The sequence below is a fragment of the Roseomonas sp. CECT 9278 genome (assembly GCF_918698155.1).
Lineage (GTDB): Bacteria > Pseudomonadota > Alphaproteobacteria > Acetobacterales > Acetobacteraceae > Neoroseomonas.
Genome location: NZ_CAKKLX010000074.1, coordinates 1 through 15203, shown reverse-complemented (window position 1 = coordinate 15203; position 15203 = coordinate 1). Strand labels below are relative to the sequence as shown.

Sequence of the window (15203 nt, the reverse complement as noted above, 5' to 3'; positions counted from 1 at the left end):
ACCCGCGACTGCGTCGCCGCGGCCCGGGTGGTGGCCGCGCGGCGGTCGGGCACCGCGCGCCGGGCGGCGGTGGCGGCCCGCGCCGCGCCCACTGCCGGCACCGCGGCCGCCATGATCGACGAAGGCGCGCGCGGCGCCACGCCCATTTGCGCGAAGCCCTGGTCCATCAGCGCGCCCATGTGGCGGTCGCGCTCGACCCAGGACGACCCGCCCATGGTCACGCCCACCAGCCGGACATTGTCGCGGATGGCGGAGGTCACGATGTTGAAGCCGGAATCGCGGATGAAGCCGGTCTTGATGCCGTCGGCGCCTTCATAGTCGCCCAGCATGCGGTTGTGGTTGCGGATCATCGCGCGGCCCCAGTTGAAATGGACCGTGCCGAAATAGTGGTAGCGGGTGGGGTGGTCGCGGATCAGCCGCAGGCCCAGCGTCGCCATGTCGCGCGCCGTGGTGGTGTTGTCCGGGTCCGGCAGGCCGGAGGCGTTGCGGAAGGTCGTGCGCGTCATGCCGATGGCGCGCGCGCGCATGGTCATCAGCTGGCCGAAGCGTTCCTCGCTGCCGGCCAGGTGCTCGCCCACGGCGGCGGCGACGTCGTTCGCACTTTTCGTCACCAGCGCCAGGATCGCCTGTTCGACCGACAGCGTGGCGCCGACCGGCAGGCCGAGCTTCGACGGCGGCCGCGATGCCGCTTCCTCGCTCATGCGGATCGGCGTGTTGAGCTGGACGCGCCCTTCCTGCAGCGCGTCGAACAGCATGTAGAGCGTCATCATCTTGGTGAGCGAGGCGGGGTAGCGCGTCTCGTCGGGGTTGGCGGCGACCAGCACGCGGCCGGTGCGCGCCTCGACCACCATGGCGGAGTACCGTTCGCTGCCGATCTGCGCGGCGGCGGGGGCCGGGGCCAGCCAGGCGACGGCCAGCGCCAGCACGGCCGCCAGCGCGGGGCGCCCGGCGCGGAACGGCGCGGTCGCGCGATGTCGGACGCGGTACAGCGTCATGAAGGCAATCCCCCTGCGGCCCGATCGCGTGGATGGGCGGTATCACTCATGCCCAGGATAGCGATATGGCGGCCGTCCCGTCCAGCCGAAACGACCGCGACATCGTTGTTCGGCAAAGGGTTACAATGAGGTGTTGCAGCCCGCTCGGACCCTGCCCCCGGACACCCAGCCGGACCGGGCCAGGAATGTCATGGTGCAGTGCAAAAAAATCTTGCAGAGCGCCTCTGGAAGCGTCTAAACGGCTTTCCATGTTGCAGCGCAGCAAAGCGGTCCGGAAGCCCGGGCCACCGAAGCGGAACGGGGCCATGTCGGTCCCATCCCCCAATATGGCAGAGGACAATACGATGGCCGAGACCAAGACCCCCGACGTGAAGAAGATCGCCGCCGAGGGCGCCGCGCAGGCGCAGAAGATCGTGACCGACGGCGCGGCGCAGGCCCGCGTCGCGATGGAGAAGGGCATGGAGCAGATGAGCAAGGGCGCCGAAGGCGTGATGAAGGTCGTCGAGGAAGCGACCGAGTTCGGCCGTGGCAACATGGAGGCCTTCACCAAGGCCGCCCAGACCTGGGCCGTTGGCACGCAGGACCTGGCCCGCCAGGTGATGGCGCTGGCGCAGGGCATGACCGACCACTCCCTCGAGGGTGCGAAGGCGCTCGCCGCCGTGAAGTCGCTGAACGAGGCCGCCGAGATCCAGGCGAAGTTCGCCAAGGCCGCGATGGAGAAGGCCGTGGCCGAATCCGCCAAGATGCAGGAAGCCGTGTTCAAGCTGACCGAGCAGGCCGTGGCGCCGATCTCCGCCCGCATGACGGTCGCGATGGAGAAGATGGCGAAGCCGATCGCGGCCTGAGCCCGCCTCCTGCCGGCCCTCAGGGTCGGCGGGGCACGCGTGACGTGACCACGGCCAGCCTGGCGCTTCCCCTCCCCCTGCGCCGGGGTGGCCGAAAAGGGCCCGGTCCGGGTCGATCCTGCCGCGCGAGCGGCCGGGTCGGCCCGGGCCGGGCCTTTTTTAATGCCTCTGGGCCAACTATCTGACCGGCCGGCGCGCTCGGCCCTTCACGGCCGCCCGCGCCCTCCGATATCCTGCCATGCGGCGCGGGGCCGTTGTTGCCTCGCCCAAGGGAACCACGTCTTCGGCCATGAGCGATCAGGACAAGCGCCCCGGCGGTGGGCAGGGCGGCGACGGGCCCCAGACGGGCGTGGTCGTCAAGACACGTCCGCGCACCAAGAAGCCCGCGATGTACAAGGTGTTGATGCTGAACGACGACTACACGCCGATGGAGTTCGTCGTGCATGTCCTCGAACGCTTCTTCCAGAAGAACCGGGAGGAAGCGACGCGCATCATGCTGCATGTGCACCGGCGCGGAGTCGGCGTCTGCGGCGTCTTCACCTACGAGGTCGCGGAGACCAAGGTAACGCAGGTGATGGACCTGGCGCGCCAGAACCAGCACCCTCTGCAGTGCACGATCGAGAAGGAATAGGGGTCAGGGGTCGCAGAACCCCGGGGGGAAGCCCACATCATACCGACTGGATACCTGGTGCCGCGCCGACCCAATGAGGCTGACGCGCCACCGACAGGGGAGCGTCACTGACATGCTGTCCCGCAACCTCGAGCAGACGCTCCACCGGGCCCTGGCACTGGCCAGCGAACGGCGCCACGAATACGCGACCCTCGAACACCTGCTCCTCGCCCTGGGCGATGACCAGGATGCCGCGACGGTGCTGCGCGCCTGCGGGGTCGACCTCGACCGCCTCAAGCGCGACCTGTCGGAATTCCTCGACAAGGACCTGGCCGGGCTGGTCACGGAACGCGCGGGGGACCCCAAGCCCACCGCCGGCTTCCAGCGCGTGGTGCAGCGCGCCGCCATCCATGTGCAGAGCAGCGGCCGCGACGAGGTGACCGGCGCCAACGTGCTGGTCGCCCTGTTCAGCGAACGCGAATCGCATGCCGTGTATTTCCTGCAGCTGCAGGACATGACGCGGCTCGATGCGGTGAACTTCATCAGCCATGGCATCGCCAAGGCGCCGGGGCGCTCCACGCCGCGCCCGGTGCAGGGTGCGCCGCAGGCTTCGTCCAACAACCCCGGGGAGGAGAACCCGGAGAAGGAGGAGAAGCCCCGCGGCGGCCGCGGCCAGGACGCGCTGACGAACTACTGCGTCAACCTCAACAAGAAGGCGCAGGCCGGCAAGATCGACCCGCTGATCGGCCGCGACCAGGAGATCGAGCGCACCATCCAGATCCTGTGCCGGCGCACCAAGAACAACCCGCTGTATGTGGGTGACCCCGGCGTGGGCAAGACCGCGATCGCGGAAGGCCTGGCCAAGCGCATCGTCGAGGGCGACGTGCCCGAGGTGCTGCTGAAGTCCACGATCTACGCGCTCGACATGGGCAGCCTGCTGGCCGGCACGCGCTACCGCGGCGATTTCGAGGAACGGCTGAAGGCCGTGGTGAACGAGCTGGAAGCCCAGCCAGGCTCCATCCTGTTCATCGACGAGATCCATACCGTGATCGGCGCCGGTGCGACCTCCGGCGGGGCGATGGATGCGTCGAACCTGCTGAAGCCGGCGCTGGCGCAGGGCACGCTGCGCTGCGTCGGTTCCACGACCTACAAGGAATACCGCAACTACTTCGAGAAGGACCGCGCGCTGGTCCGCCGCTTCCAGAAGATCGACGTGAACGAACCCACGGTCGAGGATGCGGTGAAGATCCTCCAGGGCCTCAAGACCAACTACGAGAAGCACCACAAGGTCCGCTACACGCCCGAGGCCATCCGCGCCGCGGTGGAACTGTCGGCCAAGTACATCCACGACCGCAAGCTGCCCGACAAGGCGATCGACGTGATCGACGAGGTGGGCGCGTCGCGCATGCTGCTGCCCGAGGGCAAGCGGCGGAAGACGGTCACGCTGAAGGATGTCGAGGACATCGTCGCCAAGATCGCGCGCATCCCGCCGAAGTCGGTCTCGACCGACGACCGCGAGCAGCTGCGCACGCTGGAGCGCGACCTCAAGGCGATGGTGTTCGGCCAGGACAAGGCGATCGACGCGCTCTCCGCCGCGATCAAGCTGGCGCGTGCCGGCCTGCGCGATCCCGAGAAGCCGATCGGCAACTACCTGTTCTCCGGCCCCACCGGCGTCGGCAAGACCGAGGTCGCCAAGCAGCTGGCGAAGACGCTGGGGATCGAGCTGATCCGCTTCGACATGTCGGAATACATGGAGCGGCATTCGGTTTCGCGACTGATCGGCGCGCCGCCGGGCTATGTCGGCTTCGACCAGGGCGGGTTGCTGACCGATGCGATCGACCAGCATCCGCATGCCGTGCTGCTGCTCGATGAGATCGAGAAGGCGCACCAGGACCTGTACAACATCCTGCTGCAGGTGATGGACCACGGGAAGCTGACCGACCACAACGGCAAGACCGTGGATTTCCGCAACGTCGTGCTGATCATGACGACGAATGCGGGCGCGTCGGACATGGCCAAGGCGACGATCGGCTTCGAACGCGAAACCCGCATCGGCGAGGACGAGGAAGCCATCAAGCGCCTGTTCACGCCGGAATTCCGCAATCGCCTGGATGCGATCGTGCCCTTCGCCGCGCTGACGCCCGAGATCGTCGGCCGCGTGGTGGAGAAGTTCGTAATGCAGCTGGAGGCCCAGCTCGCGGATCGGAACGTGACGATCGAGCTGTCGTCGGCGGCGAAGGAATGGCTGGCGGAACGCGGCTACGACCCGCTGTACGGCGCGCGCCCGCTCGCGCGCGTCATCCAGGAATTCATCAAGAAGCCGCTCGCGGAAGAACTGCTGTTCGGCAAGCTGGCCAAGGGCGGTTCGGTGAAGGTGGGGCTGAAGGACGGCGCGCTGTCCTTCGACATCATGGAGGCCACGCCCCCGGCCCTGCCCAAGCCCGAGGAAGGCGAGGGCGAGCCCGACCGCGAGCCGGAGACGGCGGAGTAGCGTCAGGCCGCCGCAGCGGCGAAGATGGACGGGCGCGGAGGGTTCACCTCCGCGCCCGTTTTCCGTTCAGGGGATGAAGCAATGAGCGCGATCAAGGACTGGAACGCCTATTCCGAGGCGCTGCGCGAGCGCGGCAAGGAACTGGGCCAGCTGCACCCGGAGATCGTGAAGGGGTTCGTCGCGCTGTCGAACGGCGCGGCCAAGACGCAGCACCTCGATGCCAAGACGCGGGAGTTCATCGCGCTGGGTGTCGCCATCACCACGAAGTGCGAGGGGTGCATGGACGCGCATGTGCGCAAGGCGCTGGCGGCGGGTGCCACGAAAGCCGAGATCGCGGAGGCGCTGGGGGTGGCGATCGCGCTGAACGCGGGGGCGGCATTCACCTATGCGCTGCATGCGCTGGATCGGGCGAATGAGGGTTAGTGCAGATCGCGTTCAGGTGGAATCATCTGAACGCGTGAAGATGCTCTGAAAACAAGAAGTTGGAGCCTACGAAGTGAGCGCGAGCGAACGCAGCATGTCCTAACCCAACGCCTTCCGCGCGCCCTCCAGCGCCGCCTTCTGCGCCTTGGTCACCTTCGGATAGTGCAGGCCAAGCCCCTCCAGCGCCTGCACGATCGCCGCCACCACCACCAGGCGCGTGAACCACTTCGCGTCCGCCGGCACCACGTACCACGGCGCGTGCTTGCCCGCGGTGCCGCGGATCGCGTCCTGGTAGGCCGCCATATAGGCGTCCCAGTGGCCACGCTCGGTCACGTCGCCGGCGGAGAACTTCCAGTTCTTCTCCGGCTCGTCGATGCGCGCGAGGAAGCGCTTCTTCTGCTCCGCCTTGCTGACATTGAGGAAGAACTTCAGCACCACCGTGCCCTGCCGGGCCAGGTAGCGTTCATAGGCCGCGATATCCTCCAGCCGTTCATCCCACACGGATTTTCCGACCAGCGCCGGGGGCAGTTTCTGGCCCGCCAGGTATTCGGGGTGCACGCGCACCACCAGCACTTCCTCGTACCAGGACCGGTTGTGGATGCCGATGCGCCCGCGTTCGGGCAAAGCGGTCGAATGGCGCCACAGGAAATCGTGGTCCAGTTCCATCGCATTGGGCGCCTTGAAGGAATGCACCTGGCAGCCCTGCGGATTGACGCCGGAGAAGACGTGCTTGATCGCGCCGTCCTTGCCCGCCGCATCCATCGCCTGGAAGATGCACAGCACCGACCAGCGGTCCTGCGCGTAGAGCATGTCCTGCAGCTCCGCGAGGCGGTCGACGCCCTGTTGCAGCAACCGGGCCGCGTGGTCCTTCTCGATGCCGAGGCCGGCGGTGTCGCCGGCGTCGAAATCCTTCAGGCGGAATCCCTTGCCGGACTCGACGCGGTAGCGTTCCAGGACCTTCTGCGTGCGCTGGTCGATCATGCCGCCCTCCCCCTTGGTGCCACCACGATCCACGCCGCCGCCAGCGCCTGCAACAGGAAGGTGACCGACAAGGCGACCGCATAGCCCGCCGGGTCCCAGCCGCCATTCGCGGTGCGCGGCCACAGGTCCAGGATGGCGCCGATGCCGATCTGCAGGATGAACACCAGCACCAGCATCGAGAAGTTGATGGCGGTCGCCACGCGCCCCTGCAATTCCGGCGGAAAGCCCTGCCCGACCGCCGCATAGCCCACCACGCCGACCGATCCGCAGAAGGAGAACGCGAACCAGGCCGCGACGGTCGGCCAGAAGCCGCCCGGTCCCGCGATCAGCACCGCCTGCGCCAGCAGCACGCCGCCGATCCCGACATAGGGCACGAACATCGCGGAACGGCCGCGCTGCTGCGCGAACCAGGCGGCCTGCCCGGTCACCAGCGACCCGGTCACCAGGCCCATCGCGTAGATCAGCAGCGCCAGCGCGCGCGGCCCGTCTTCCAGCCCGCCCACGTCGCGCAGCCAGGGCCCGGCCCAGAGCCCGGTGAAGGTGAAGTTCAGCGCGGACAGCACCATGATCGCCGGCAGGAAGCGCAGGAACGGCCGGTCGCGGAAGATGCGGCCGAACTCGCCGATCTCGCGCAGCAGGCTGCGGCGTTGCGGCACCGCGGCGCCGGGCGGGCGGTCCGGCACCACGGTCAGGATCCACACCGCCGCACACACGGTCAGCCCCGCCAGCAGCACGAAGATGCCCCGCCAGCCCAGCCACGGCAGCGCCGCCTGCACCGGCACCGTCGCGGCCATCCCGCCCATGCCCGCCAGGAACAGCCCCGCGCCGGTCACCGCCGCCACGCGTTCCTTCGGATACCATTGCGAATTGGCCTTCAGCATCGCCATCAGCCCGGCGGCCAGGCCCAGCCCGCACAGGATGCGCCCCAGCGCCAGCACCATCACGTCGGGTGCCGCCGCACACAGCAGGAAGCCGGCGGCCGAGACCACCGCCAGCGTGGCCTGCACGCGCCGCGGCCCGTGCAGGTCCAGCGCCACGCCGATCGGCAATTGCGCCGCCGCATAGGCCCCGAAGAAGCACGCCGCCAGCAGCCCGAGGCCGGAGGCCGACAACCCGAATTCGATCGCCAGCAGCGGCCCGATCGTCGCCACCATCCCGCGATTGCATTGGTTGAGGAAGTTGATCGCCGCCAGCGGCAACGTGATGCGCGCGAAGCCCGGTGACGCGGCCATCAGCGCGGGTCGAGCCGCACGCTGATCGGGCAGTGGTCGGATATCCGCTGCCGCAGCCCCTGGTCGCGCTCGACATAGACCAGCACGCGGAAGCTGTCGCGCACCATCCAGTCGCGCGCCGGCCCACCCAGCAGGATGTGGTCGACGAAGCCGCGCGCCTGGCCGTCGCGCGCCCAGCACGGGTTGGCGAAGCCCTCGGTCGGGCGGGCCAGCGGCGCGGCCTCGGTCAGGGTCGCGAGGAATTCGTCGTTGCGGTCCATGCGGCGGTTGAAGTCGCCCAGCACGGCGAAGGCCACGCCCTCGCGCCGGCGCTCGGCGATCCAGTCGCGGATGATCTCGCCCTGGCGGCCGAGGTTCTGGCAGTCGCGCGATTCCGGCCGCCGCACCGACCCCTGCGCGCAGCCGCCATCCAGGTGGACCGACAGCAGCCGCAGCGGCGCCCCGTCGCCCGAGCGAACGGTGATGTCGGCGCCGCGCCGCAGCGACCGCCGCGCCGTCGGCGCCAGGTCGAGCGCCGTGACATCGGGGTTGCGCACCACGTTCAGCCCGCGCCGCCAGGCGAAGCCGGCGCGCTGCGTGTCGGTCTCGGCGGGGAAGTGGAAATCCCAGCGCGTCGCATCGAACACCCGCGCCGCGGCGAGCGGCCCGTCCACCTCCTGGATCGCCACCACATCGGCGGCCAGGCGATCGGCATAGACGCGCAGCCGCGCGAAATCCTCGGGCGTGCGGGTGGGCAGGGAGGATGGCAGGTCCGGATGCCCGGCCGGCTTGGTGGTCAGCCAGGCGATGTTCCAGGCGGCGAGCTTGATCTCCTGCGCCGCGGCGGGCAGGGCGAGCAGGGCAAGCAGGGCGATCAGCAGCGGGCGCATGGCGGCCTTCATAGCAGTGTCGCGGGTTCGGCGCGCGCGGGCGGCGCGTCCAGGGCCTCAAGCGGGCGCGCACCGCAGGCGAGCAGGAATGCCGCGATGGCGTCGTAGGCGGCAGCGTCGCGCGTGGCGTCGTGGAAGGGGTCGTCGCGCGGCGATCCGTGCGGCACCCAGATCACGGTCTCGTAGCGCGCGCGGGTCAGCAGCACGCGGTAGGTGTTCAGCACGTAGTCGAATTCCTGCAACTCGCGGTGCCACTTCTTTCCAACGATGCGCCAGCCGGTCCAGCGCCCATCCGAGCGGCGAAGATCAAGGTCCCAACCCAGGCCCACCACGTCGAGTTCGAGCCCCTGGCAGGCGTATTCCGTCGCAGCCGCCTCCAGCGCATCCGATGCGCGGATATCGTCGGGGAAGCGCTCAAGAAACCAGTTGGCGACCTCCTTCAACGACACCTCGGCCGCGAGACCTTCCGCGCGCAATCGTCTTCCACCCGATGCACGAACGAAGCCCGCACGCCGCTGCCCGCGCGCGAGCACGCGCAAGGCCGCACGCGCAGCCGGAAGTTCGCGTGTCACGAGGACCGGTGGAGGCTCCACCGCAGCCAGGCTCGCGGCCCGCTCGACATCATTGTCGAGCACCGCCTCGACCCACGCGGCCATCGAGGAACTCCGGACCGAACGGATCGGAACGACAAGGTCGAGATCATCGTCGCGCACGATCCATGGCGCGTCGCTGCTGCCGATGCATTGCCGCGGATCGGTCGCGGACACCCCGCGCGCGGCGACGCGCGCTTCCCATCCGCCATGCGCGGCAATGGCCCGCCCCCACTCGCGCAGTCCGGCCTCACCGGTGTTGATCTCCTGTCCATTGCCGATCAGCGCGACGATCACGGCCCAGTCATCGCGCCGGCCCATGATGTCCAGCGCGTGCGCCGGTTCGCTCATGAACAGCTTCGACTTGCGGTTCTGCGTCTTGCGCGTCGCCTTGGCCTGGTCCCAGGCGCGCTGCGCCTCGTCGAAGACGATCACCTCCTCGGGTGGCGGTGCCCCTGGCTCCGCGTGTGACTCGAGGAAGCGGTGGATGTTCTGGATGAAACCCTCCACGCGTTCGGACGCTGCCGCCGTGGTTGCTCCCTGTGCGACGGCGTCGCGCGCCAGGGCCTCGCGCAGCACTTCGATCAACGGGGCATTCCCACTGAGAAACGCGGTCTTGGTGTCGCTGCGAAACACGGTGTCCAGGCCGCAGAGCGTCTTGCCCGCGCCGGGAATGCCCGTCACGAAGACCGCAATCCTCCGGTTCTGGGAGCGCGCGACGCCGATGGCGCGGCGGATGGCATCTCCGGTGCGCGTCAGGTTGCCTGCATCCGCCCGCGCAACCCCGAGTTCCAGGACATCATGGCGCGCGAAGAGCCTGCGTGCGGCTTCAACGATGCCCGGGACCGGCAAGTAGCGCGCGTCGAGCCAGGCACGACCGTCCAGCGGCCTGCTGGGCGGTGGCTCCTGCAGGGCGATCCATCGCAGAGCGTCACCCAGACCGGCACTCCCCGTCGCAAGGGGCTGGTGCATCGCTACAAGCGGAAGTCCGGCCTGCGATGGACGCACGAAAGGGCCCGATCCGGCCGCCAGCAGCGGATAGATCGAATGTGAGCGGCTGCCCTCGTGGAAATCGCGCAGCCGCATCGCGTATTCATCGACTTCGCGCAGGCGCGAAGGCGTCAGCTCGCCCGCCTTGAACTCGCAGCAGACGATCGCGCGGTCGGTCAGGATCACCGCATCGATCCGACGTTCAAGACGCGTGAGCTCGAACTCGAGGACGATCGTCCAGTCCTCGCCGCCAACGGAGCCAACGGCCCGGCGCAGCGCGGCGAGCTGATCGCGCCAAGCACCATCCTGATCGGCTGCGCCGGAGTATCCGCGCCGCTGCTGCTCCGCCGCGAGCACGCCGACGACCTCGTCGGGATCACGCGCCAGCAGCTCGGCGCCCGTGCAGTGGAACCACGCCCTCATCCACGCCCCCGCCGCGGCCAGGTCGCCACCGCCACGCTGCCCATCATCAGCACGAAGCCCGCCGCATGCACGGCCGTGAAGGCCTCGCCCAGCAGGCTCACCGCCACCAGCGCCGCGGTGCCCGGCAGGAAGGCGGTGAACACGCCCGCCATGCCCGCCGGCACGCGCCGCAGACCTGCATACCAGAGCAACAGGCAGACCACGCTCGCGGTCAGCGAATGGAACACCAGCAGCGATGCCAGCGATGCATCCGACAACGCCGCCACCGCACCGAAGCCAGGTGCGGCGAAGGGCAGCAGCACCAGCGCGGAGAAACCCTGCATCCACAGGCTCGCGGTCACCACCGGCACGCGGCCCACGATGCGCCGCGCCAGCAGAACATACGCCGCCTCCCCCAGCACGCCGCCGAATACCAGCAGGTTGCCCAGCAGCGACCCGCCCGCCCCGCCCGCCGCGCGCGCCACGGTGATCGCCGCCATGCCGCCGGCGGCCAGCGCCACCGCGCTCCATTGCCGGCCCGGCAGGCGTTCGCGCAGCAGCACCGCGCCGCCGATCGCGACCACGGCGGGCAGCGTGGCCAGCACCAGCCCGCCCTCCAGCGCCGTGGTCAGGCGCAGGCCCGCCAGCAGCCCGGCATTGTAGATCGCGGTGCCGAACACCGCCTGCAAGGCCAGGTTCCACGCCACATCGCGCGGCACGCGCACGCGCCCATCCATCCAGCGCGCCAACGGAAACAGCACCGCCATCGCCAGCCCGCAGCGCAGGAAGGCGATCAGCGCGATCGGCAATGCCTCGGCCAGCAGCTTCGCCACAGCCACATTGGCGCCGACCAGCGCCATCGACAGCGCCAACTGCAGGTAGGCCAGGCGCAAGCGGTATCAGCCGCGGCGCGCGGCCACCTGCGCCATCAGCTCCGCCAGTTCCCGGTTGAAGCGCGGCGTGTCTTCCCAGAACGGGCTGTGGCCCGCGCCCTCATGGATCGACAACCGCGCGCCCGGCACCACCGATGCGGTCCAGCGCGCCAGCGCCGGGAGGATGATCTGGTCCTTCTCCCCATGCGTGACGAGCGTGGGCATCCGCAGCGCGCGCAGCATGGCCTCGTACTGCGCCGGCCGGCCGCCCATCGCGATCCGCACATGCCGCGGCGTCAGCATGTTGAAGGCCAGCATCGCCTGAAACTCGGCATCGGTCGGCTGGCGTTCGAAGCAAACGCGCAGGAAGGCGATGGTGCCGGCGATCCGCTGCGCCTGGTCGGCCGCGGTGCCGGCCGCCAGCGTGCGCAGCCCCGGCCCGAAGAAGGCCGCCGGATCGGCCAGCGTGGTCGTGGCATCGACGAAATGCAGCCCGCCGATCCTGTCCGCGCCATGCACCGTCAGGTAGTCGCACATGACGCGCCCGCCATAGGACCAGCCGGCCAGCACCGGCCTCTGCAGGCCGAGTGCCGCGATGATCGCCGCGACATCATCCGCCCAGGGCTTGGCCGGCTTGTAGAAGGCATCGCCCTCGGGCTTGGCGCTGTCGCCATGGCCGCGCAGGTCGAAGGTCACCATGCGGTAGCGCGCCGCCAGCGCGGGGTCGCTGACCTGCCGCGCCCAGGACAGGTGCGACTGCCAGGACCCATGGATGAACAGGATCGCGGGGCCTTGCGGATTGCCCCACTCCTGCACCGACAGCACCACGCCATCGGGGGTGGTGACGCTGTGCGGCCGATAGGCCAGCGCAGGTGCCGGCGCCGGCGCCTGTGCCTGCGCCACGCCCGGCAGGCGCGACGCAAGCGCAAGCCCCGCCGTGCCGAGAAAGGCTCCGCGTCTGGTCAGCATGTTCGCTTCCTCCGTCCAAGGTGGGAAGCCTAGGCGAATGTCCTGCCGGATGAAATCACCGGCTGCCGGCACGCGCGGCGCCGCGGCAATGGCCGCCACCCATCCGCGCGCGACATCGGGGAGCACGCCGGCATCGGCATGGGTCGCGCCCTCCCCGCCGGCAGGCGCCGCAGCGCGCCCGTGATGCGTGCGAAGGCACGGCGATCCCGCCGGCGCTACGCCTCGCCCTCCTGCCGGAACGGCGAGAGCGTGGCCAGCGCCTCCATCTCGCGCATCATCGCCGGGCGCTCGCGATCGAGGAATTCGCCCACCGCGCGCGACAGGCCCGGATGCGCGATCCAATGCGCGGAATAGGTCGGCACCGGCAGGTAGCCACGCTGGATCTTGTGCTCGCCCTGGGCGCCGGCCTCGACGCGCCCGATGCCGTGCGCGATCGCGAAGTCCATCGCCATGTAGTAGCACAGCTCGAAATGCAGGAACGGCACGTCCACCGTAGCACCCCAGTTGCGGCCATAGATCGCGTCGCGCCCCACCAGGTTCAGCGCGCCCGCCACCGGTTCGCCGTCGCGCTCGGCCACCATCAGCACCACGGCATCGCCCAGGCGTTCGGCCAGCAGCGGCCAGAAGCGCTTCGTCAGGTACGCGCTGCGGCCCCATTTCTTGTCGGTGGTGCTGCGGTAGAAGCGGTGGAAGGCATCCCAGTGGCGCGGCGTGATCTCGGCCCCGCGCAGGCAGCGCAGGGCCAGCCCGGCCGCCTGCACGTCCCGCCTTTCGCGCCGCAGCACCTTGCGCTTGCGCGAGGCCAGCGCGCCCAGGAAATCGTCGAAGCAGCCATAGCCCTGGTTGGCCCAGTGGAACTGCGTGCCGATGCGCCGCAGCCAGCCCGCCGCGCCCAGCGCCGCCCATTCGGCCTCGGTGCAGAAGGTGACATGCACCGAAGATGCACCGACCGCCTCCGCCCCCTGGACCAGGCCCTGCGCGATGGCGGCATGCGGCACGCCGGCATCCGGGCGCAGCAGCAGCCGCGGCCCCGGCACCGGGCTGAACGGCGCGCAGACCTGCAGCTTCGGATAATACTGCCCGCCGGCGCGCTCCAGCGCATCGGCCCAGCCATGGTCGAACACATACTCGCCCTGGGAATGGGACTTGGCGTAGCAGGGCGCGCAGGCGACCAGGCGGCCGGTCTCGTCGCGCAGTGCCGCGTGCTGGGGCAGCCAGCCGCGCTCGGGCGTGGCGCTGCCGCTATCCTCCAGCGCGCTCAGGAAGGCGTGGCTGACGAAGGGGTTGTCGCCACCGGCGCAGGCATCCCAGTCGGCGGCCGGGATCTCCGCGATGCGCGGATGCAGGCTCAGCGAGAGTTCGGCGGATCCGTCGGGCATGGCGCCAATGTCGCGCGGCGGCGGCGCAGCGCAAGCGGGCGCGCGTGACGGTCCCCGGCGCGCCGGGCGGCGGCTACGCCCGCCTGGCCTTGCCGGCGGGCCCGCCGGCACGCCGCGGCGCCGCGGGGATGGCGCCCGCCAACCGGCCGTAGCCGACATCGCCGCTGTCATCCTCGGTCGATCGATAGATGCTGAGGACGCCCAGCAGCATGGTCAGCGCGCCGGTCACGACCATCGCCATCGCGACCGTCTCCGGCGCCAGCGCCGGCAGGCCGCCCGGCAGCGCCACCATAAGCCGGCTGGTGGCGAGCCCGATATAGGCCCCTGCCCCTGCGGCGCCGAGGCCGAGCAGAAGGGCGATGATGCCAAGACCCATGGGGATACGTCCTTGCCCGAAACAACCAAACCGCGAGTCATTCCGAATTCGATCTCCCTGCACTTGTGGGACGCATCGAGAATGATCTCACGGCGAGCATAACTCTCCCGTGATAAGTCTTTGCAAGACCTCAATTCACTCCTCGCAACACTGTGGCGTTCAGGCCACAGGATGCGCGCACGCGCGCCTCAGGCGAGTTCGAACATCCCCTCGACCTCGACCGCCGCATCGGCCGGCAGGGAGGGCACGCCGATGGTCGTGCGCGCATGCCGCCCGGCATCGCCGAACACCGCCACCGCCAGGTCCGACGCGCCGTTCATCACCACGGCATGCTGCGTGAAGGATGCCGGCGCGGCGATGAACCCGCCCAGGCGCAGCACCCGCGCCACGCGATCCAGGTCGCCGCCCGCCGCCGCCTTCAGCTGCGCCAGCAGGTTGATGAAGCAGATCCGCGCCGCCTCCTGCCCCTGCTCGGGCGTCACGTCCACGCCGACCTTGCCGGTGAAGGCCACGGCACCGTCGCGCAGCGGGATCTGCCCGGACACCACCACCAGCTTCCCGCTGACGTTGAAGCCCACGTAATTGGCGATCGGCGCCGCCGGCGTGGGCAGCGCGATGCCGAGTTCCGTCAGTCGCTGTTCGATGCGTCCGGCCATGATGGTCTCTCCGTGAAGGTCAGGCGGCGTGGCGCCAGGCGCGCCCGCGCCGCGGCGCCGGCTGCGCCGGCAGGTCGAGCGGCAGCAGCGGCGGCTGCGCGCCCTCGATGACGGCGGGCGTCTCCTCCTCGACCGGGTCCGGCAGGTCGCCGCGGCCGAGATAATCCAGCGCCAGGCGCCGGAACGCCCAGTCCAGCACCGAGGTGGCGCGGCGGATCGCGCCATCGCCCTCCACCACGCCGCCGGCGCCGGGGCTATAGGCATGCGCCTCCACGAAGGCCGCGAGCGGCACCCCATGCGCGAGGCCGAGCGAGACCGCCTGGGCCAGCGCCTCCAGCAGGCCGCGCGCGGCGGCACCTTCGCGCGGCAGGCTGAAGGCGATCTCGCGCAGCCGGCCGCGGTCATCCTCGGTGGCGCGCAGGGCCACGCGCAGCCCACCGACCGCGACGCGCCAGGTCCGCGCGGGCGCCGCCGAGACCGGGCGGGGCGCGGCGCGGCGCGGCGCCTGCGGTGGCGCCGCGGC

At 70.1% G+C, this 15203-nt stretch carries 14 protein-coding genes and 1 pseudogene; 4 read left to right on the top strand and 11 right to left on the bottom strand.

Annotation, left to right across the window (positions count from 1 at the left end):
* The coding region (locus tag LQ222_RS24840) for a D-alanyl-D-alanine carboxypeptidase family protein (protein WP_230169562.1) at window positions 1–995 on the bottom strand (995 nt) is incomplete at its 3' end.
* A 344-nt stretch (window positions 996–1339) separates the two neighbouring features.
* Here LQ222_RS24840 and LQ222_RS24835 point away from each other — a divergent pair.
* The 4 genes from LQ222_RS24835 to LQ222_RS24820 all read left to right on the top strand — a co-directional run bounded on the left by LQ222_RS24835 (window position 1340) and on the right by LQ222_RS24820 (window position 5364).
* On the top strand, window positions 1340–1840 hold the full coding sequence (locus LQ222_RS24835) for a phasin family protein (RefSeq protein WP_230169561.1): 501 nt from the start codon (window positions 1340–1342) through the stop codon (window positions 1838–1840).
* 289 nt (window positions 1841–2129) lie between these two features.
* Window positions 2130–2471, top strand: a complete 342-nt coding sequence (clpS, locus tag LQ222_RS24830; protein WP_198371206.1) for an ATP-dependent Clp protease adapter ClpS — start codon at window positions 2130–2132, stop codon at window positions 2469–2471.
* A 112-nt stretch (window positions 2472–2583) separates the two neighbouring features.
* Complete coding sequence (gene clpA, locus LQ222_RS24825) at window positions 2584–4941, top strand: ATP-dependent Clp protease ATP-binding subunit ClpA (RefSeq protein WP_230169560.1); 2358 nt, start codon at window positions 2584–2586, stop codon at window positions 4939–4941.
* An 81-nt stretch (window positions 4942–5022) separates the two neighbouring features.
* A complete protein-coding gene (locus LQ222_RS24820; RefSeq protein WP_408906407.1) occupies window positions 5023–5364 on the top strand; it encodes a carboxymuconolactone decarboxylase family protein in 342 nt (113 codons plus the stop codon).
* Window positions 5365–5463: 99 nt separating this feature from the next.
* On the opposite strand, the gene LQ222_RS24815 is transcribed toward LQ222_RS24820, so the two are convergent.
* The 10 genes and pseudogenes from LQ222_RS24815 to LQ222_RS24770 all read right to left on the bottom strand — a co-directional run.
* Entirely contained in the window at window positions 5464–6345 is an 882-nt protein-coding gene (locus LQ222_RS24815; RefSeq protein WP_230169559.1) for a polyphosphate kinase 2 family protein, read from the bottom strand.
* Window positions 6342–7577 (bottom strand): nitrate/nitrite transporter, encoded by a 1236-nt coding sequence (locus LQ222_RS24810; RefSeq protein ID WP_230169558.1) that lies wholly within the window; start codon window positions 7575–7577, stop codon window positions 6342–6344. The genes LQ222_RS24815 and LQ222_RS24810 overlap by 4 nt, the downstream gene beginning before the upstream one ends.
* Entirely contained in the window at window positions 7577–8446 is an 870-nt protein-coding gene (locus tag LQ222_RS24805; RefSeq protein ID WP_230169557.1) for an endonuclease/exonuclease/phosphatase family protein, read from the bottom strand. The genes LQ222_RS24810 and LQ222_RS24805 overlap by 1 nt, the downstream gene beginning before the upstream one ends.
* Window positions 8447–8454: 8 nt before the next feature.
* Window positions 8455–10449: a DNA/RNA helicase domain-containing protein gene (locus tag LQ222_RS24800; protein ID WP_230169556.1), complete on the bottom strand. Its 1995-nt coding sequence runs from the start codon at window positions 10447–10449 to the stop codon at window positions 8455–8457.
* Window positions 10446–11321, bottom strand: a complete 876-nt coding sequence (locus LQ222_RS24795; RefSeq protein ID WP_230169555.1) for a DMT family transporter — start codon at window positions 11319–11321, stop codon at window positions 10446–10448. The genes LQ222_RS24800 and LQ222_RS24795 overlap by 4 nt, the downstream gene beginning before the upstream one ends.
* A gap of 6 nt (window positions 11322–11327) precedes the next feature.
* The gene (locus LQ222_RS24790; RefSeq protein WP_230169554.1) at window positions 11328–12269 is read right to left on the bottom strand and encodes an alpha/beta fold hydrolase; all 942 of its coding nucleotides are present in this window, start codon (window positions 12267–12269) and stop codon (window positions 11328–11330) included.
* 215 nt (window positions 12270–12484) lie between these two features.
* Window positions 12485–13648 carry a GNAT family N-acetyltransferase gene (locus LQ222_RS24785; RefSeq protein WP_230169553.1) on the bottom strand — a complete coding sequence of 388 codons (1164 nt, stop codon included), beginning with the start codon at window positions 13646–13648 and terminating at the stop codon, window positions 12485–12487.
* A 73-nt stretch (window positions 13649–13721) separates the two neighbouring features.
* A complete protein-coding gene (locus tag LQ222_RS24780) occupies window positions 13722–14024 on the bottom strand; it encodes a hypothetical protein (RefSeq protein ID WP_230169552.1) in 303 nt (100 codons plus the stop codon).
* A 188-nt stretch (window positions 14025–14212) separates the two neighbouring features.
* Window positions 14213–14680 carry a RidA family protein gene (locus LQ222_RS24775; RefSeq protein WP_230169551.1) on the bottom strand — a complete coding sequence of 156 codons (468 nt, stop codon included), beginning with the start codon at window positions 14678–14680 and terminating at the stop codon, window positions 14213–14215.
* Between the two features lie 19 nt (window positions 14681–14699).
* Window positions 14700–15203 (bottom strand): annotated as a pseudogene (locus LQ222_RS24770) (vitamin B12-dependent ribonucleotide reductase); the annotation flags it as partial.